Raw genomic sequence first — 18,075 nt, 5'->3', positions numbered from 1 at the left:
CTCAGTTATTGCCCAGGTTCAGATTGAACGCTGGTTCCTCTTCCTTAGCGGGCTGCTGTTGCTCCTGCTGCTGTTTAATGCGGGAACGATACAGAACCGTCTGACCGTGGAGCTTGCCTCGGTGACGCATCAGGTGAAGCTGCTTTCCACCACCCCAGCTGGTTTCCCTCCAGGCAGTCACTTCGGGGATGTATTCCCCGGTGTCCGGATCCGCCACGATGCGGGAACCGGGATTGCGGGCCAGTGCTTTGACCATCGGGTCTGGCAGTTCCGGCGGGTTGACATCGGCATAGATGTCGTTCAGAGCTTCCTCAGTGTTACCACTGCGATCCACGGGCGTCGTTTTCCCGGCAGATCGAAATTGCATCGTCTGCACCTGGTGAGCCAGCCCGGAAATCAGCTTTCGCATCTCCTCCATTTCCCGCTTACTTTGATACATGGCCATGGTGACCGCTTCGGAAACTGGCCTGGAATCAACCTGTTTCGGCTTCGCCTGATTAACCTTGGCAATCTGACTGAGAAACTGCTGAACCGGTTTCTCAATGTCGATCAGCGGTCGCGTATCCTGATGGGCCTGCTTTAATTCAGATTGCAAATCCGTCTTCAGTTCGGATATTTCCTTGTTACATCGCAGCGCCTGCACTACCGCCACACCAAGCAATACCACAACGATCCATTGCACCCAGTTCGATCTGATCTCATTCCACATCTCAGCAACTCCCCTTCTGTAAACTGTGAATCGCCAACCCCTGATCGTGGTTGACCTCTTCGACTTTGGTGATACGGCCATGTAAGGCCAGATGATCCTGTTCGTTCTCCTGCTTGAACTCAGACAGGCTGGCGGCGATCAGCTGACAGGACGCTTTGGTCTCGGCCATATTTCCGGCGATGTTGATGATGTAGATCAGAGTCCATGAAGCCAGACCGGACACAAGTAAGCAGGTTCCGCCCACCGTCCACATCACGAACTGGGAGAGGGTCTGGAAATTGTCCGGTTGAAAGAAATCAATCATGCCCACATCCGATGCACCAATAAAAAAACACCTGCCGTTTGACAGGTGTGAATGGTATCTCAGGATGTTGGTTTAAAGAGCGTGTCGGTTCCTACGTATAGGAACAACTCGAAAAGTTTTATCTTGGCCAAATCAATTTCAAACGCTGCATTCGCTGGTTATGCTCTTTGCGTTCTTCCGGGCTTTTCGAGGCAATCGCCTTTTGCAGTATCCGTTCTGCCCTTTCAAAAGCATCGCGAAATCGTTTTTCCGATTCGATAAGTTCTGGGGACCAGCTCATAATCTCATTCCCCCTGTTCTGCCTGTTCGGCTTCGTAGTCTTCCCGCTGCTGCAGGTAGAGATTGATTTTCCAGATGCATTCAGCCAGGAATCTGATATCAGCTTCCTCGTCGTCGTGAAGCCCCCGGACATTGTCCTTCAGTTTAACCAGGCGTTCGTGATCAAAGTGGCTTAATGGCATAGTACGGCCTTTCTGGTGCGGTTTGAAACCGGAATTATAAATCAAAGTCTTTGGAATTCACCAATTTTCGAAAGTTCTTCTCTCCATCTGCCTGACATTTTTTACAGATGCAGTATCGAGTTACAGTAAGTCGACATCGATCAAAATCATAGCTTCGTGTCACTTTTTCCACTCGGAAATCCTGATTATGTTTGAAGCAATAAGGCTTATCGAACCCGACTGCAGATGAAGGTATTTTTTTCAGGTCAACCTGTTGATCCATCATCGAGAAAATTTCCAATTCAAAAGTGATATCACATCCTCACAACACTGAACCGGTCGCTGTCTCAGGTCCTGAGTTGTGAAGTGCAGCACCCGCCATCCGAGCATCGTTGCTGCATTGCTTTTTTCGCAGTCCCGTTGAACGCCCACCCCCGAGGTGTGACCGGTCCTGCCCTTCATGAATGTCCCGCCGTGGATCTCCACCGCGACGCGTTGTTCTGGCCAGACGAAATCAAAACGCCATTTCCGCGTGGGATGGAATTGAATCTCCCGCTCTGGCGGTGGTAACTGGGTTACGTCCCGCCAGATTCCCAGGAAGATGGCTTCTTGATCTGGTTGCTTCTTTTTAGCCATCGCGGTTCACCGCCTTTCAGAATGCGTCGTTTCCGCCGCCGTTGTTCCAGTCCATGAATCCATCATTGGAAACGTTGTCCTGGTAGTTCCCAGCCGGCTGTTGATAGCCCTGATTGTATTGCTGCTGCCCCTGCTGCTGACCGCCACCACCGCCCAGCATGGTCATGTTTTCCCCAACCACCTTGAGCTTGGAGCGTTTCTGGCCGGTCTCTTTGTCGTCCCACTGATCCAGCTGCAGACGCCCCTCAATCAGCACTGACCGTCCTTTGGTCAGGTATTCCTGAGCAACCTCAGCAGTCCGCCCCCACAGCGTGATATCTACGAATGTGACTTCCTCCTGCTGCTGATTCGTGTTCTTGTTGAACCACTTTCGATTCACCGCCAGACCGATTTCAGCGACCGCCGATCCGCCTGGTGTGTATCTGACTTGAGGGTCCCGGGTCAGATTGCCGACTAAAATTACTTTGTTGAAACTCGCCACAATAGATGCCTTTCAATAAACAGATTTGAGTTTGTGTAACAGTTCTTTGTCAGACCATGGGTACGGCCTGCCGTCTTTGCCAAAGCAGTTCGTCTGGTTCCATCGAACCAGCACCATCCATGCTTCCAGTTCGCTCATCCCTGAATCTTTCAGCCGGTTGACAGCACGGAATGTGCTGTTGTGTGCCTGCTGACCTTCAATAGCGAAAATCTTTGAAATGTAGGCTTCGCCATCTTTGACCCGCCGATCCACAGCCGGTGAACCGGTTTCGGTTTTCGGTTGCGGGATCCAGTTCAGATCAAACAACGGCAGTTTCTCGGGGAACAGTTCATCGGCCCCCCGGTCGAATGAATATGTTTTTCCAGCCACCACCGAAGGAGGCGCGACCACGTAACCACCATCGCCCCGAATATCAAAACCGTCCGCCTGACAAGTTTTCACAGGCTGGCCAGGATGGCGATAGAAGAAATGAAAGCCTTTCGGCGTCTGAACCACCACAGGAGTCGGACGCTTTTGCCAAAACTGGTTAGCCGCCTCCATGGTGTCACAATCCACTACCGCCACTCCGCTGACTTCGCCTGTTACGATTCCGACGTTTTCCCACACTGGGCAACTCGTAATCTCTGGAACTGTCATCCGACGTTGTTGAAGTGGCTCCCAGGAATAATTACTCGGCGGCTTTTTGGAACTGCTCAACGGCAGGACAGCCAGACCAAAGTGAGCTGCATATTTAACAGCCTGGGAAATCACTCTTTCTCGATGGTTCAATGTTTCACCCTTTCATCAGTGCGCAATAGCTCCATATGCCGGCTCTTGTTTATAGACGCTGCACCAACCACACTTTGTGATCCCTTCCCGGTCTCCCGAGCTCCTCACGTCTCAATCAGTCCTCTGCACCCGCCACGGTATCCCCCGTTATTCTTTACGGCTCTGGGTGTCTGATTTGTTCGCATGGCCTTCGACGCCTCAACGTACTCGGTAGCCATGCCGTTTAACCGGTTGCCTATCTGGGCTATACAATGCATCTTTAGTTATTCACAAAGTCCGTATTTACTGCTACACATTCCCGCATCGGCTTCGACTTCGATCAGGGGCAACATTGGCTGCTTGCCGCCATGTGCTGTCTTGGACCACTTCACGACGTCGTCAATCCAGTTGATCTCCATTCCTGGAACCAGAGGCATAAAGAAAGTCTTTCCGACGCTTTCTTCCCAGTCCCGGACCTTATCAATCATTTCCGGAAAGCGAGCAGACCACTCCCTAACGTCCCCCTTGCTAGCATTGACACAGGGGGCACAGCCGACACGACCAAACCCCATTCGATAAAGGGGGTTGACTTCCTCACCGGCCTTTTTGAGCACAGAGAAACATTCCTGTTTGGTCCAACATCGAATCGGATAATTGATCCAGCAGTTGAAATAGTCATCCCAGGTGCGATCTGGAGTGTCCGCCCTTTTGTTTGATTCATCGCAACGGACACCGGCATACCGCTCAAACTCAATATCGTTTTCTCTCAGGTTTTCATCACACCATCTGCGCTGAGGAGCCAGCTTCAAATGTTCTGTGCAGAATTGAGCCTTGCGTGATGGGAACCGCTGCTTGATATATGCGAGTCTGTCGAACGACAGTACATCATCTTCGTTGAACTCTTGACGACGATCCCGCGTCTTTCCCGGCCTCGTGCCACGTGTTCCCAGATCCCGTACCAATGGCGTAACTTGAACCACTGGGAATACGGTCTCGCTGAATTGCTTGATGAACTCCGTGGTGATTGGATGCTCATGACCTCCCACGTCTGAATTCATCGCGATCACGTTATCATCACCGAACCGCTGGCGAGCCCACCACAGACACGCTTGACTGTCCACACCACCTGAAAACCCTACAACGTGTTTCATATTGTTAAATCCCAGTCTTTAATCAGTTCGTTCGCCTGGGCTTTACTCAGTCCGTCTGTGGCCAGTCCAAATTTCGACAGTACGTCGATCTGTTTACCGGTTGCGGGAACTTTCCCCTCACGGCGGCTGACCTCATTCCGGGCGGCCCGGGCTACGTTCGTGTTTCCGCATTTCTCCGCTGCCCAGGACAGATACCAGTCCGGCAGTTCCTTGATGGGTGTGCCTTCGAACTTCCCGAAAGGCATTTTGAGTATCGCCTGTTTTGTCCCCTTGACTTCCCGTTTCGCGACCCCCTGACCATCCACAACCGTGCTGGTCGAATACCTGACCTCTCCCTTGAGTCTGGACAGGCGGTCCGCCTCTTCACGCTCCAGACGTTGCTGTTCCAGACGTCGCAGGCGGGCGGCTTCGTTCTCTTCGTTGATCTGTTTTTCCGCTTTGGCAATTTCCTCTTCCATGTCGGTCGGACCGTCGTTTTTCTGGGCATTCTCATTGGCCCGCTTGATCACGGCGTCCGGCTTCCCACTGGCGATCAGGTGTGCCGTTGATGCCACTGGTGGCAGCCCTGTCACACCCACCAGATCGATAATCATGCAATTCGGCTTATCACTCGCAGCAATCGCCGCCCGGCGTTGCTCGGCGGTCTCCGGTCCATCCACCACACCCCGTAGTGGTCGGCACCCCCGACCCTTCATCTGTTCCGCCAGGGATCGGCTTTTCGTCGGTCGGAACACAGCCACCGCTTTGATTCCCGGATCGTTGTACCCCTCACGACAGAGCCCGCAGACCGACAGGAACTGAAACTGACCGCTTTGATGCTGGCTGAATCGCTTCTGTCTCAGATCGTCACTGGCTTCCCCGTCCACGTACCGTGCGGAATGCGGTTTAAATTCGTTGATGGTGTGAGCGATCGCCCGTGCCATTTTCTTTGTCGGATTGAAAATCACGGTCCGCCGATCACCGACCAGATCCAGTGTCGGCTTGACCATCGACAGCAGGGCCTCACGTTGCCTCAGCACCTCATCCAGTTCATGGACATCGAAATCACCGTTGACCTCTTTGAGGTTCTGAAAGTCGACTCCTTCCACGCTCACGAACCGCTGATCGAAGGGCACACACCACCCGTCGCGGATGGCGTTTTTGTCCTTGCCGAACATTTTGTAATCCAGGGCCACATCAGGAAACAGCCGCCCCAGTGAAATGCCGTCTCCACGCTCCGGAGTCGCTGACAAGCCCAGTCGTTTGCTTTCCGGGTTCTGCTCGAACCAGTCAATAATGTGCCTGCAGGAGGGGAGCGAATATGCGTAGCGATGGCATTCATCCACGATGATCAGCCATTTTTTTCGCCAGTCGAATTTATAGAGCCGGGATTTACCGTCCTTTTCCGCCAGCGTGGCCCGACTGGCCACCGTGATTCGGGGCGTGTCATATCTCCCAAAGGCCACACTGCCATCATCCCCCATTTCCAGACCGACCGGGATTCCGAGAAACTCACGGAGTTCATCACGGAACTGATTAACCAGTTGTCGCTCATGAGCCAGCACCATCACATAATGATCGTCAGACCGGGGAAGCCAGCGTTCAGCACCCAGAGCCCCCATGAACGTTTTCCCGCCGCCGGTAAAGCAACGTGCAATAGCGCCCGGGGAACCGTTGTCGATCAGATCGTAGAAATTCCCGATCGCCTCAGCCTGGTAATCCCGGGGCGTGAATTTCAGCTGACTCTGAATCAGCGGCTGCTCTGGTTGATCATTCTGAAACAGGAACTGTTGCATCAAAAATCACCAATGTCGATGTTCGTGTGAATTTCGCAGTCAATATAAAAGTCGTATAGAAACTGATTTATTTCACTGCCGGTCGGATTCGGAATCGGGTATCCCTGTTCGACCAGGTCTGCCAGATCCCGCAATGTCGATACAAATATGTCTCTGCGATCATTTTCCATCGCATCAAACGCCTGAATGAATAACCGTTCTGTGTTTTCGAGTATCACTGGTCCAGAATCCTTTTGATTGAAGCGGGGCAGGCCGTTTCCTGCCCCGCAAGTCCGGGCGGTTCCACCTGCTGAACATCTCAGTGCGTGGCGCTCCAACCCTCCGGTCATCCTTCAAAAATATGTTTCTACTCAGTCGCTGCCTGACCTTCTTTGAGCGTGTCGGCCAGGTCTTTGTTCAGAGCTCCCGTCTGATAACACTTGTCGCATTTCTTCCCGCCACAGTGTCCGCAGACTTCGACCGGTTTTCGGTGGTTGATCGTGGAAAACAGATTGTTGAAACAGGCCATGATGTCAGCCATCTGGTTTTCACTACACCAGGGACCGGCGGGACTTTCGGGCAGTTTCTCAATCGCGTTTTTCAATTGAATCTTGATCTTCTGGATTTCACGCCAGGGAGCCTGCATTTCCTTTATGTGATGCTTGGTGACCACATCCGCAGGAACGACCGGATTCTCTGCGGGCTCCATGCCGCCCCACTCTTCCGGGTTGAAATTCATTCCCCCGGCTGGCTCGCCCCGGCCCATGGCACGGTCATACTCTGCCTTCTGTTTCGCTGCTGGTAGCTGGGCAATCTCCATTACCTTGTTTTTGCTGATCTCTTTGCCGGTCAGAATCTCGTCTTTGACTTCCGGCCCGACGTTCTCAACCAGCGTGTCAACCGCTTCTGTGAATGCCGCATCCCGCTCGACTTGCCGCGGACTCTGGCCGGTTTGCTGAGCGATATTCTCTGACGTTTTTCCCGAAGCGTCATTTTGTCGTCTCGGGGATTTTGAGGGCTTTTTGCCTTGTTTCAGATTCTGGGCTTTGTTTTTCTTTTCCTCCCGATACCACAGACCGACCAGGTAGGCCTTCTGTTTTCCGTCGAGATTCCGCCGTCCCAGCTGTGTGCTGATGATCCAGTTGTGAGCCGTTCCACGGTCTGTAAACTCAATCGCATTGATCTCAGGGGGAGCGATCCGGGCCCGCTGATCCATGGTCATGCTGAACCAGATGGAAAGTCGGTTGTGCCCATCAACCAGAATGGGGCCTTCGTCAGACTTCCAGACGGTAATGGGATCGTGAAACGCTCCATCCTTCACGATGTTTTCCCGCAGCTGATTGAGCTCATCATCTGACAGGGCTGGACAGAGCGTCCTGAATTCTTCGTCGATTTTTATATCGTTGATCCGCATCGTTGGTTACGTCCTAATTGAATGTCGCGGAAGCGTCTTCAGTCGCCCGCGCAGTTTGTAAAACGGATTGAACTGTGAAACGTCCAGCGGTGATTCCCTCATTCACCAGGTTGATCACGAACAGGGCAACTTCCTCGTTCTGAACCGTCTCCCAGTTGTGTGATGGGGCCACGAAATCGATTAGCAGATTGGCATCATCCTTGCCGTTACAGCCTGCCTGTTTCAGGAATGCCCCTAGTCGCTGCAGTGCGGTCGGCTGCTCTGGTGGCTGACCGGCGGGCGGTTGGTTCGGTGGTGCCTGGTTGGACGGCCCCGGCTGGCCAGTCTGGGGCTGTTGCCGTTGCTGTTGATTCGCGGGCTGCTGCTGGCGTTGTTGCTGCTGCCCCTGTCGTGGAGGCTGGGAACCATTCCGGTTCTGATTCTGGGGAGGCTGCTTTCCACTGCCGGCGTTTCCGTCGTCGTCATCGTCGACCACGATTCCCATCAGCGCGGAGAGACAGTACCGCCGTGCGTAGGTCATCGCAGAACCGTAACCCTGGGGATCGATTTTCCCGAGGGGGAACTCTGTGACAGATTGAATCCATTCCCCAGTTTCTGAATGAGTGATCCTGGTAAAGAAATCAATGAACAACACAACCTGCTCGGATGTCTTTCCTTGGATCACAATCGGTCTTGCATCCCCGGAGCTCTGCATCACCACCAGGCCAGCGTCTTTCATCAATGGCTGCAGCGTCTGCCAGACAGCGTGCAGGGTTGCATACTTGGCACGGTAAAAAGTGTTGTCAGCATCCTTTGTCACTGACATCATCTGGGACTGGACGGAGAACAGGGCTTTCGATATCTCCTGAATCGATTGACTCTGGCTGATTCCGTGTCCGTTTTTCGTTACGCTTTCTAAGTGATCCGAGGCTGCAGCTGGTGCATTCATGATTCTGATATCTCCGATAAAATGTGTAGTAAGTACCGCAGTGGCAACGCCGTCGAACGCCCCTGCCTGATCCCCTGTATTTCATTTCTGGTTACCTCCCTCGTGTTAAAAAATGCCCCGCATCCTGGGGGCTCCGCTCTGACGTCGTGGCCAGTTGCTTCTTGCAGTAGCGGTCGCAGCCTTATTGCCACCGTCCAGTCATTGGCACGGTTTGCCTTTGTTTTCTGCCCATTCACGCCACATCCGTTCGTAATCAGTTTCCTGCTCGGCTTTGAGCCGTTGTTCCTGCTTAATCGCTTCGTAAACTTCCTCACGATGCACGGGAATGTCGGTCGGTGCGGCGATCCCCAACCGGACTTTATCGCCCCGGATATCCACGACAGTGACCGTGATGTTGTCCCCAATGAAAATCTTTTCGTCTCGACTTCGACTCAGAACCAGCATGACTCCTCCTTGAAAATTGCGTAAAAATGGATGTTGAAAAAACGGTTACGAAGAGATGCCCATCAGGATGGATTCAATGATCTTCGTTCCGTGATGGGTAACTACCAGTACCGTGCCACCGCCTTCACTCTCGTCGAATTGCAAATCAACGATCTCATCAGGACCGATGACTTTTTCGATGGTGGATAGCAGTTTGTTGAGCTGTGAAATGTTGAATGAATGAGACGGCCCCGAATTCTCTGAATAGACACGATCCTCAATCAGTTTCCTGGCTTTGGGAAACGGCCTGCCTGTGGTCGGGCTGCGGAAGACAGACCCGATCAGATTGAAGTCCTGAAACAGGGTGAATCCATCTTCGGAGTCAGACACCCGGGCGGCTGCCAGTTTGCCCAATCGCTTGATGCCTGGTTTGATCTGCAGGCAATCGGAAGCGGGGATCAGATAGAGCTCTGCCCCTTCAGTCTCTTCCAGCGCTGGCCACTTCACGAGAATGGCACATCGGCCATTCGTTGCCGTCGCTTCATTGCGGAGACCATCCGTTTCAAACCTCACACAATCGATTGAGTTGCGTTCATTCGGTTCTTTCTCCGCCACCCGGGCGATATCAAACATCTCTTTTGAAATCAGCATTGGTTCTCCCCTTTCGGCTTGGATCAGCGCGTACCCCGATCCCGGAAAATAAAATGTAGTTTTGAAAATTAGCGGTTCGCTCAGCTGGTGAGCATCATTTTTCTATCGAGCGTATGTAGTCATTGAGAGACCGACGACAAATCACACACTTCTGATTCTTCTTGCCTGGATGACGCCCGACTCTGAAACGCTTGAACTCATCCTGGTTCTCTACATATCGCTCAACAGTCCGTTTGCAGACGCCAAGCATGCGAGCTGCTGTCGAGTAATCAACAACACCATCACAGCCGAAAGTGTATCCATATTTTTTATCTGCCGGGCTTTCAGTTGCTGTTGTCATTTCTGACTCGCTTTCCTTTCCAGTCGTTAAATGTCACTCACAACACGAGGAAAGATACACTCATTTTTAGGAGCGTCAATCCGGTTCAGCATCACCGGAGAAGCGGTTAAATGGGTCACGTCACACAACGTCATGTAAAGTCACGGAAGCGCACGCTCACGTAAGATAACGTCACAGAATGTTTTTCAGTTTTTTTGATTTTTAATTTTGGGTGTGCCTGAGTGGATGAGAATTGGAAAAGTAGCAGCCCAGGTAGCAACCGCGTTTCGCTGAATGTCGCTACTTGTCTTCATGGGTGGGAAGATCAGGGGATGTGAAGCAGTTTTTTTAGATGTGCAATGTCAGTATTTGTCGTCAGATTTCGACAGGATGACAACGCCTCATTCGTCGAATTTAGAGATGCGATTCTGGCTTTACATGGAGTCCCTGGAATTGCTGCAGGTATCTCAGACGGAGGAAGTTATGCCGCTTTTTACGCCAGTTTAAAGCAGTTCATTTCTCTGACTGTTCAACCCATTCTGGATTTATTGGCGGAAGATGATACCGAGCATCTCGCCCCCCAGTTCGGGAGGAACCTGACCATCGAAATTGAAGCGACCCAAATTGATGATCCAGATCTGCTCGAAAAGCGTCTGGCGACAGATATTCGAGCCCAGATTATCAAAGTAGACGAATTGCGGGCGATCCGTGGACTACCACCTCTTGGTCCAGAAAATGGAGGAAACCAAATTGTCAGCGCCGACCGAAAGCAACCTGTACACTCTGAATCACAAACAGAGGATCATACTACGGCCCCCAGTCTACCATCGGGAAAAAATCTGATGGATGCTTTACACCTGCGTGCTGATTCCGCGTTGGTGAATGGGGCAAATTAATCGGAAGTCAGATCCCGTTGCGCACCCGACTTCTTTTGTTGCGCACTGGCGATGAGATAACTGACCAGGCAACCGCTGGCGATATTTATTGAAACCGCGGCCGGCGCAATCCATTGAAAACTGATCGGATCAGGCATATCAGATGTATAATTCTCGATAAAAATAGGTCCCGAAAAAGCAATCAACACGGCAGTCGTAGTTCCCAATACTGTCCCGACCAGTACGCCGGCGGGTCTGGAAAAGGGGACGAAAAGAGCAAAAAAGAAGAGACAGAAAATAGGAGTGGTCAATAAGTTCGCAGTTTTATTCGTCACAGCAGTGATGTTTCCTGGAATACTTCCCATCAATGAACTGGACAGAACCACGATGACTCCAATTCCCAGTGCCAGCAGACGTGCTGATAAAACATGTCCCCGTTCTGTTTTAGGTTTGAAACCAAATCGATCCAAAAAGTCCGTCATTACGACCGCTGTGATGGAGTTCACACCGGAATCGATACTGGACATGGCTGCTGCAAACATCGCTGACACAACACACCCTGATATTCCAACGGGAAGATGATTTGCAATGTAATGTGGGAAAAATTTATCCGCATCCTTTTTGAGCTCCATACCGGCAGGAATTTCACTCGGAAACGCATTGAAATACCCCAGCAACGCAAAACCAACCATCGCCAGAGTCAATGATACAACCACTGAAACGGTCAGTTGGATAGCCAGAGATCGTCGTGCCGCCGCTGCATCCCGGGTCGACATGAATCGCTGCACGGAAACCTGGTCTCCACACATGGTAGCAACATACCAGATCAGAATTGACAAAAACGTGCCAACATAAGTCACGCGTGTCGCCGGGTCAGTACTGAAAAATGGCTGTGTATCCCAGTTAGAGTCCCACTGAGTAGGAAACCAGCTGAAGCCCCCCAAGTGGTAAGTAATAGTGGCAATCACCAGCAAGGCTCCGCCAAACAATAGAATCGTCTGAATTAAATCGGTGATGACTACAGCACGTAAGCCCCCCAGGGATGTATAAATAATGGCTACCAACCCTGTACCCAGAACGATATAGGGAATCCACTCCTCTCCGACATTCAACATGGTCGTGATCGCTTTTGCTGTCAAATAGACCAGCAACGACATCCAGATTAATCGCAAGCCCAGGAACATGACTGCTCCCAGCATACGAATGCCGAGCCCCAGTTTTTCTTCCAATAGTTCGTATGCACTGGTAACCCGACTTTTCATATATACCGGCAACATCACGTAACCGACAATGATGAAAATGAAAGGCATTGCCAGGTCTTTGACCAGATAGACGGGCCCTTTTCCCAGAATTTCTCCTGGAGTAGAGAGATAAGTGATTGTACTCAAGAGTGTGGCAAAGAGTGAAACACCAATCAGAAACGGATTCATCTGACCGCTGCCTACAAAATATTCAGAAGTATCTTCCTGTCCTCGACTGAAATACCAGCCCAGAAATATCGTGAGAATTGCGTAAACGGCTATGATCATCCAGTCGACCGGATGCAAGCCCGTGTTAAGTGGCAAGGGCTCAGCAGCTGATTCTGCTGCCGAAAGTGGAGTATTCAGAGAAAAGACGATGGACAAAGTCGCAATGGAAATAAACAATTTCAAGATGTGGTTTCCTGCTCTGAATACGAATTAAGCATCAGTAGGTAGAGTGAGCCGCAGTAGACCTGGCTTCAGGCAAATTTCTATTTCAGTATGCTGACAATGAACCCTGATTTCAATTCAGTCACCTCAAAGTTCATGGTAAATCATGAGGATCAAGATTATGCTGAATTCTATACCAATGTGCTGATTCAAACTTTATTTGCGGGTAAAAGCAAGTTCCATTTCCCAGAGGCTATGCACCATGTCCACGCCCAGTAATATCAGTTTCAGTAAAAAAAGAACCTGGAGCCACGATTTACCCATCAGTTTTCTCATGCAGCAGGGTGTAGAAAATCCGGGGGTTCTGTCACTGGCAGCAGGCCTGGTCGACCAGGGAAGCCTCCCTGTAGAATCTACCAGGCAAGCTCTAGAGAGCCTGCTCGCCAATCCGAAAATGGGATTGGAAGCATTACAGTATGGAACGACGGCAGGATCTGTCGCTTTAAGAACATTACTGCTGTCCCATTTATCTAATCTGGAACAAAAGCCTGCTGACGAGTTGGGAATCACTGTGGATAACATCATTGCCACCACAGGCTCACAGCAGTATCTGTCTCTGGTTGGTGAGATATTGCTCGATCCCGGCGATATCTGCCTGGTTGCAGCTCCGACCTATTTTGTCTTTCTGGGTGTACTTCAGGGACTGGGAGCGCGAATCGTCTCTGTAGAAACCGATGAATTCGGTATGCGAATGGATTCGCTCGAATCAACCCTCGACATGCTGGAGTCCCAGGGTGACCTGACAAAAGTCAAGATGATCTACGTAGTTAGCGACTATGAAAATCCTTCCGGTCTCTCCCTTTCGATTGATCGCCGACAACAGATCGTCGAAATCGCACGCAAGTGGTCAAAGTCACAACGTATCTTTATCCTGGAAGACCTCGCCTATCGGGAACTCTGTTATGACGGGCCTGTGACCCCAAGTATACGAAGCTTTGATCCTTCTGGAGATAATGTGATTCTAACGCAAACTTTTTCCAAAAGTTTTTCCCCCGGGTTAAGAGTGGGTTTTGGAGTTGCCCCGCTTGAAATCTGCGCTGCCATACGTGACAAGAAAGGAAATGATGACTTTGGATCTACGAATCTGAGTCAGCATATTTTAACTCGCGTGATGAGCGATCATTTATATTACGACCACGTTGCAACCCTCCAAAACGTGTATCGCGAAAAACGAGACTGCATGCTGGAAGCCGCTGATGAATATTTTTCAGATATTCCTGGAGTCCATTGGGTACATCCAAATGGGGGACTCTACGTCTGGATGACCCTGCCTGAGTCAATTGAAACCGGGTTCCAAAGTCCACTATTCGAACGCGCTGTTCATGGAGAGAAAGTAATGTACGTTCCCGGCGAATTATTTTATGCTGTTGATCAAGGTCTCCCGGCCGAAGAACAACTGGCTCCACAAAAAAATCACATGCGGTTAACGTTTGGTGTTCAAAACCCGGAAGGAATTCGGGAAGGCATGCAGCGACTGTCCAACGCCATTAAGTCTCTTTCCTGACGGTAGTTACACAGTAATTTGTTTGGCTTTTTTTTTCCAAAGAGTACTGAATCACGAATAAGCTCAAGCGAGTTTGCCGATTGCGCCGATTATAACGACAGGATTATTCCCTGTCCAAAGTCATGTGTCTATATTCAGTTTCGCCAACTCCTTCTTGGTAAGTTAAAAAACGAATGGGTATTTGTGATTCCTGCCATTCTGGTTGTTGTCGCTCTTTTGCGGTTCCGATTTCCGGTGCAGACATCCATCATTTCACTCATCGCCAGAACTTGAATTTCTGGGATTTCGCCTGCCGCTGGGAAGACACCGAAGGACTAATCTCACGCAACCTGGCACCTCATTTTCTGTTTGAGGACGATCCTGAAACTCCTTTCGTGATTTGCCTTAAGCACATTCCCAGCAGTTCCTTCCCCGGAACTACAAAATGCCGTTTTCTGATGGAATGCCTTCCCGATGATGAGCATCCCAAAGGACTGGGCCGCTGCGGAATCTATCAAAATCGCCCTCAAACGTGTCGCTGCTTTCCGGCAAAACTGAATACCTCAAATGAGCTGGCGATCCTGTATGATATTCCTTCTAACGGTCGCAACGGCGAACCTGCCTATGACCTCTGTTCTCGACAATGGACGGCTTCTGATCTGGATCCCAATGACACGATCCAGAGTCTGGTGATAGCCAGATACGAAATGACATTCTTCAGTAAAATCGCCATGATCTGGAATCAGGCCCCCGGAGCATGGAATCAATTTCCAGATTTTATTGATCGTATTTACTCAAATCGAATTGCCTCTGAAACACGAGAGGGCACCTCAGTTGACACAGCTAGAGTCTCTGACAATTCTGAATCCCACAAACGGGCTGCCTGATCGCTCCATTATTCTTTCGATTTATCAGGTGTGTCAGTCCCTATTAAGTTGAGTCTTTCATCCGGCTCTCTGCTATTTAGTCCGATTAGATTGCAGATTGAGCCAGCTTATTCAGCACTCTCAGATTTAAGACAACTACTCTGAATTCTCTTTACCTATTGAAAGAATTCAGAGTGTAAAATGATCTTGCTGCTAAAGAGTCTCTTCGCATGCCATGCATCTCTTTCGTCTATCGATTCCTGCACACAGCGTAGGCCAAACCAGACACTGATCATTCACCAACCGTCTTGGAATAAAAAAAGAAAAAACCGAATCGAATCTTATTGACCCCGTGGAGCCGAACCTTAAAACACTGCCCTGTCGCAAATAAATAGTTCTACTCAACGGGGCAAACTGTGAATACTTCAAATTCGGACATTCCTTTACAGACGATTCTTAAAGACCGAACACAGAAATTCGGTTCCTTCTGCAGTTTTGCTGATCAGTCGTCTGACCTCTCACTCCATTGTCAAGCTCAACCAGTTGTAGATGAACGACTGATGTCGGCGCGAGCTGTCATCAACACTCCACGCGAAGACCGAGAAGGTGACGTAATCGTACCTCGGGGTGTTCATCTCGAGAATTATCGCAACAACCCAGTCGTTCTTTGGGAACATGGCCTGGGAGAACTCACACGCCCGATTGCCAAATGTCAGCAGCCCGACGGCAAACTCGCTCTGGATGTATCAGATCATGAAATTACAGCCACTTCATTTTTTACTGACAAGTGTCTGGAATCTTTACAGATATTCCACCTGATCGCAGAAGGCCTGGTGAAAGCAACATCTGTGCGGGCCCTGCCCATCAAGTCTGCAATCAGAAAGACATCAAATTCAGGTTCGGGGATTATTCTCGAAGAATGGGAATTGATTGAGTGGTCCTGGGGGGCACTGGGAGTCAACCCTGATGCGATCGCTCGAACACTCGATCGAGGGACTATCGAAGGCCGGAAAATCACCGCACCGCTCTTGAAGTCACTTCAGGCAGTTTTACCTGCTGACCAGATCTCAATCCCAGGTTGGTCTGCTGCAAATAACACGAGTATCGAAATCAGTCGATACAGTAATTCGACTGCCTCTCAACAGGCTCATCATCCACCACTTTCCGATTCTCCAAAAGAATCGCAGAGCATCTCAATTAAGTCTGCATCTAAAGAAACCTGTGAATCGGAAGTAAAGGTTAAAGACAAAAACCAGCGGTTGCCATTGGGCGCCCAACTGCTTCGATTCATTTCAGACTCGATCAGTCTGCTAACAGAACAGGTGAATTCAACAGAAGCAATTCTGGAAAACGAACGAATTCAACACCGTCTGAAATCTTTTCTTCAGGCACTTCAAGACGAACAGAATGATCTGAATCAACTTTATCAAAAAATATATAAGCATCTCCCCTCCCTGAGTGACTCTGAGCACTCTCCTCAGAGTCCTGATTCAATAAAAAGCCCGTACAACTCAGAGTTTCCGCTTTTGTTTAAGGAGACACAACTAAACCGATTCACAAACAGGATGGGCTCGACTCAACTTCAGAATTGCAAAACACTGACAGGTTCAAGCGATCAGCGCCAGTTGATGGAGGAAATCCTGATGAAAATCAAGTTACAAAATGAGGCACCAGTCAACATCAGTAATCAGAAACTTGAAGGGCATGTTGAGGCACTTTCGAAATCACTAGCGGTACTTCAACAAAAAATCTGCGATCTACTACCTGCTCAGAAAAAGTAGTTTGACAGTCTCATACATACGAAACTGCAGTGGCTGCTTTCTGTAAACCACCATCGTCACCCCTCGTTCTATTAGAAAGGACATTCATATGTCTGATACGCTTGAGGAAAAAGTAAAGTCTCTCTCTTCCAACATCGAAAGTCTCACCAAAAGTGTGGATCAGTTAAACTCCCCCGATATCAGTGGTCTTCGGCATGATGCACAGGGCAGATTGACCAGCTATTGGGAACAGGAGGAAGAAAACTCCACCAGCTCGAAAAACGTAAAGCAACAACGCATCAAATCAATGCGTACTTTTCCCAGCGGATATCAACCCTATTCCGAATTTAAATCTTTCGGAGAATTTATTCGCTGCGGTTTCAAAGATCGAAGCGAGCTAATCTCAAAAACAAAGAACTCCTGGGGAAAGTGCAAAGCCATCCAGGGAATGTCGGAAGTCGTTGGAGCGGATGGTGGAATTGCAATCTTACCTGAATTTCATCAGGAGATTCTGACGCACATCTACCAGAACGATATTTTCAGTCGGACCGACCACTACCAGGTTGCCGGTAATAATATGACCTTCCCAACGGATCCAGAATCCAGTCGAGCTGACGGTTCGCGCGCTGGTGGTCTGCGTGCCTACTGGGTTGGAGAGGGAGATCCTCTTACGGGTGCGGCTCCCAAGCTCGGTGAGACGACCTTAAAACTCAATAAGCTGGCTGTTCTGGTTTATCTTACGGAAGAGCTTATCAACGATAACGGCCTGGCACTCGAAGCGTATGTCAATAAAAAAGTGACTGAAGAAATGGAATTCATGCTCGGGGAATCCATCTTCAATGGAAATGGGGTCGGAAAACCGCTTGGAATCATGCAATCATCTGCCCGGGTAACGATTCCCAAAGAATCCGGCCAGGCAGCGAACAGTATTGTCGCTGAGAACATCCTGCATATGTGGAGCAGAATGCGGGCTTCCTCTCGCAAAAATTCTGCCTGGTTCATCAATCAGGACACTGAACCACAACTTCATCAAATGAGTCTTGGAGTTTCTACCGCTGGAGGCCAGTTAGTTTATATGCCGCCTTCCGGTGTGTCAGAGGCATCTTACGCGACTTTAATGGGACGGCCTGTGATTCCCACTGAGTTCAATGAGACGCTCGGCACCGAAGGAGACATCATGCTCGCCAGTCTGGATGATTACATCACCATCAGTAAAGGGGGCATTGAACAGGCAGAATCAATGCACGTCGAGTTCCTGACCGACCAGTTGGCACTGCGGTTTATCATGCGAATTGATGGCAAGCCCTGGGAAACTCAGCCATTGACTCCCTACAAAGGGACCGCAACACAGTCCAGCTTCGTCACTCTGGCTACTCGATCTTAATCCAGCCTTCCAAACCTTACATTGATAATTTTCTACCTGACTAAAAAGGATTTAATTAA

Annotated in this window: 20 protein-coding genes; 4 read left to right on the top strand and 16 right to left on the bottom strand. The window is 50.0% G+C overall.

What is annotated here, in order from left to right:
* Window position 1: 1 nt before the first annotated feature.
* The 15 genes from RID21_RS09730 to RID21_RS09660 form a co-directional block, all read right to left on the bottom strand.
* Window positions 2-709: a hypothetical protein gene (locus tag RID21_RS09730; protein ID WP_350188439.1), complete on the bottom strand. Its 708-nt coding sequence runs from the start codon at window positions 707-709 to the stop codon at window positions 2-4.
* A 1-nt stretch (window position 710) separates the two neighbouring features.
* Window positions 711-1,013 (bottom strand): hypothetical protein, encoded by a 303-nt coding sequence (locus RID21_RS09725; protein ID WP_350188438.1) that lies wholly within the window; start codon window positions 1,011-1,013, stop codon window positions 711-713.
* 118 nt (window positions 1,014-1,131) lie between these two features.
* Window positions 1,132-1,293 carry a hypothetical protein gene (locus RID21_RS09720; RefSeq protein WP_350188437.1) on the bottom strand — a complete coding sequence of 54 codons (162 nt, stop codon included), beginning with the start codon at window positions 1,291-1,293 and terminating at the stop codon, window positions 1,132-1,134.
* Window positions 1,294-1,297: 4 nt separating this feature from the next.
* A complete protein-coding gene (locus RID21_RS09715; RefSeq protein ID WP_350188436.1) occupies window positions 1,298-1,474 on the bottom strand; it encodes a hypothetical protein in 177 nt (58 codons plus the stop codon).
* Window positions 1,475-1,735: 261 nt separating this feature from the next.
* Window positions 1,736-2,089, bottom strand: a complete 354-nt coding sequence (locus RID21_RS09710) for a putative endonuclease domain-containing protein (RefSeq protein WP_350188435.1) — start codon at window positions 2,087-2,089, stop codon at window positions 1,736-1,738.
* A gap of 16 nt (window positions 2,090-2,105) precedes the next feature.
* The gene (ssb, locus tag RID21_RS09705; protein ID WP_350188434.1) at window positions 2,106-2,570 is read right to left on the bottom strand and encodes a single-stranded DNA-binding protein; all 465 of its coding nucleotides are present in this window, start codon (window positions 2,568-2,570) and stop codon (window positions 2,106-2,108) included.
* A 12-nt stretch (window positions 2,571-2,582) separates the two neighbouring features.
* Window positions 2,583-3,338, bottom strand: a complete 756-nt coding sequence (locus tag RID21_RS09700; RefSeq protein ID WP_350188433.1) for a bifunctional DNA primase/polymerase — start codon at window positions 3,336-3,338, stop codon at window positions 2,583-2,585.
* Window positions 3,339-3,601: 263 nt separating this feature from the next.
* Window positions 3,602-4,468, bottom strand: a complete 867-nt coding sequence (locus tag RID21_RS09695; RefSeq protein ID WP_350188432.1) for a phosphoadenosine phosphosulfate reductase domain-containing protein — start codon at window positions 4,466-4,468, stop codon at window positions 3,602-3,604.
* Window positions 4,465-6,243: a putative quorum-sensing-regulated virulence factor gene (locus RID21_RS09690; protein ID WP_350188431.1), complete on the bottom strand. Its 1,779-nt coding sequence runs from the start codon at window positions 6,241-6,243 to the stop codon at window positions 4,465-4,467. The genes RID21_RS09695 and RID21_RS09690 overlap by 4 nt, the downstream gene beginning before the upstream one ends.
* On the bottom strand, window positions 6,243-6,461 hold the full coding sequence (locus RID21_RS09685) for a hypothetical protein (protein WP_350188430.1): 219 nt from the start codon (window positions 6,459-6,461) through the stop codon (window positions 6,243-6,245). The genes RID21_RS09690 and RID21_RS09685 overlap by 1 nt, the downstream gene beginning before the upstream one ends.
* 128 nt (window positions 6,462-6,589) lie before the next feature.
* Window positions 6,590-7,636 (bottom strand): ParB N-terminal domain-containing protein, encoded by a 1,047-nt coding sequence (locus RID21_RS09680; protein WP_350188429.1) that lies wholly within the window; start codon window positions 7,634-7,636, stop codon window positions 6,590-6,592.
* 13 nt (window positions 7,637-7,649) lie between these two features.
* Window positions 7,650-8,564, bottom strand: coding sequence for an ERF family protein (locus RID21_RS09675; RefSeq protein ID WP_350188428.1), 915 nt, complete (start codon window positions 8,562-8,564; stop codon window positions 7,650-7,652).
* Window positions 8,565-8,762: 198 nt separating this feature from the next.
* Window positions 8,763-9,008: a carbon storage regulator CsrA gene (gene csrA, locus RID21_RS09670; RefSeq protein WP_350188427.1), complete on the bottom strand. Its 246-nt coding sequence runs from the start codon at window positions 9,006-9,008 to the stop codon at window positions 8,763-8,765.
* Between the two features lie 45 nt (window positions 9,009-9,053).
* Window positions 9,054-9,638 (bottom strand): hypothetical protein, encoded by a 585-nt coding sequence (locus tag RID21_RS09665; RefSeq protein WP_350188426.1) that lies wholly within the window; start codon window positions 9,636-9,638, stop codon window positions 9,054-9,056.
* A 94-nt stretch (window positions 9,639-9,732) separates the two neighbouring features.
* On the bottom strand, window positions 9,733-9,978 hold the full coding sequence (locus RID21_RS09660) for a helix-turn-helix domain-containing protein (protein WP_350188425.1): 246 nt from the start codon (window positions 9,976-9,978) through the stop codon (window positions 9,733-9,735).
* A gap of 338 nt (window positions 9,979-10,316) precedes the next feature.
* On the opposite strand from RID21_RS09660, the gene RID21_RS09655 reads away from it, so the two are divergent.
* Complete coding sequence (locus RID21_RS09655) at window positions 10,317-10,853, top strand: hypothetical protein (protein ID WP_350188424.1); 537 nt, start codon at window positions 10,317-10,319, stop codon at window positions 10,851-10,853.
* On the opposite strand, the gene RID21_RS09650 is transcribed toward RID21_RS09655, so the two are convergent.
* Window positions 10,850-12,484, bottom strand: a complete 1,635-nt coding sequence (locus tag RID21_RS09650) for a sodium:solute symporter family transporter (protein ID WP_350188423.1) — start codon at window positions 12,482-12,484, stop codon at window positions 10,850-10,852. The genes RID21_RS09655 and RID21_RS09650 overlap by 4 nt on opposite strands.
* A 241-nt stretch (window positions 12,485-12,725) precedes the next feature.
* Here RID21_RS09650 and RID21_RS09645 point away from each other — a divergent pair, with 241 nt between their 5' ends.
* The 3 genes from RID21_RS09645 to RID21_RS09635 all read left to right on the top strand — a co-directional run bounded on the left by RID21_RS09645 (window position 12,726) and on the right by RID21_RS09635 (window position 18,016).
* Window positions 12,726-14,027, top strand: coding sequence for an aminotransferase-like domain-containing protein (locus RID21_RS09645; protein ID WP_350188422.1), 1,302 nt, complete (start codon window positions 12,726-12,728; stop codon window positions 14,025-14,027).
* A gap of 1,678 nt (window positions 14,028-15,705) precedes the next feature.
* On the top strand, window positions 15,706-16,653 hold the full coding sequence (locus RID21_RS09640) for a hypothetical protein (RefSeq protein WP_350188421.1): 948 nt from the start codon (window positions 15,706-15,708) through the stop codon (window positions 16,651-16,653).
* 88 nt (window positions 16,654-16,741) lie between these two features.
* Entirely contained in the window at window positions 16,742-18,016 is a 1,275-nt protein-coding gene (locus tag RID21_RS09635) for a phage major capsid protein (protein WP_350188420.1), read from the top strand.
* The last annotated feature ends 59 nt before the right edge of the window (window positions 18,017-18,075 follow it).

Origin of the sequence: Gimesia sp. (assembly GCF_040219335.1) — a bacterium.
Classification (GTDB): Bacteria; Planctomycetota; Planctomycetia; order Planctomycetales; family Planctomycetaceae; genus Gimesia.
The sequence above is the reverse complement of the archived record's forward strand: the minus strand, read 5'-3'. Positions and strand labels throughout refer to the sequence as shown.

What these genes read in the sequence shown, in the direction of transcription:
- RID21_RS09725 (WP_350188438.1), bottom strand. Translation starts at nt 1,013, where the DNA reads ATGATTGATTTCTTTCAACCGGACAATTTCCAGACCCTCTCCCAGTTC.
- RID21_RS09730 (WP_350188439.1), bottom strand. Translation starts at nt 709, where the DNA reads ATGTGGAATGAGATCAGATCGAACTGGGTGCAATGGATCGTTGTGGTA.
- RID21_RS09675 (WP_350188428.1), bottom strand. Translation starts at nt 8,564, where the DNA reads ATGAATGCACCAGCTGCAGCCTCGGATCACTTAGAAAGCGTAACGAAA.
- RID21_RS09635 (WP_350188420.1), top strand. Translation starts at nt 16,742, where the DNA reads ATGTCTGATACGCTTGAGGAAAAAGTAAAGTCTCTCTCTTCCAACATC.
- RID21_RS09720 (WP_350188437.1), bottom strand. Translation starts at nt 1,293, where the DNA reads ATGAGCTGGTCCCCAGAACTTATCGAATCGGAAAAACGATTTCGCGAT.
- RID21_RS09655 (WP_350188424.1), top strand. Translation starts at nt 10,317, where the DNA reads ATGTCAGTATTTGTCGTCAGATTTCGACAGGATGACAACGCCTCATTC.
- RID21_RS09695 (WP_350188432.1), bottom strand. Translation starts at nt 4,468, where the DNA reads ATGAAACACGTTGTAGGGTTTTCAGGTGGTGTGGACAGTCAAGCGTGT.
- csrA (WP_350188427.1), bottom strand. Translation starts at nt 9,008, where the DNA reads ATGCTGGTTCTGAGTCGAAGTCGAGACGAAAAGATTTTCATTGGGGAC.
- RID21_RS09690 (WP_350188431.1), bottom strand. Translation starts at nt 6,243, where the DNA reads ATGCAACAGTTCCTGTTTCAGAATGATCAACCAGAGCAGCCGCTGATT.
- RID21_RS09645 (WP_350188422.1), top strand. Translation starts at nt 12,726, where the DNA reads ATGTCCACGCCCAGTAATATCAGTTTCAGTAAAAAAAGAACCTGGAGC.
- RID21_RS09660 (WP_350188425.1), bottom strand. Translation starts at nt 9,978, where the DNA reads ATGACAACAGCAACTGAAAGCCCGGCAGATAAAAAATATGGATACACT.
- RID21_RS09665 (WP_350188426.1), bottom strand. Translation starts at nt 9,638, where the DNA reads ATGCTGATTTCAAAAGAGATGTTTGATATCGCCCGGGTGGCGGAGAAA.
- RID21_RS09680 (WP_350188429.1), bottom strand. Translation starts at nt 7,636, where the DNA reads ATGCGGATCAACGATATAAAAATCGACGAAGAATTCAGGACGCTCTGT.
- RID21_RS09715 (WP_350188436.1), bottom strand. Translation starts at nt 1,474, where the DNA reads ATGCCATTAAGCCACTTTGATCACGAACGCCTGGTTAAACTGAAGGAC.
- RID21_RS09710 (WP_350188435.1), bottom strand. Translation starts at nt 2,089, where the DNA reads ATGGCTAAAAAGAAGCAACCAGATCAAGAAGCCATCTTCCTGGGAATC.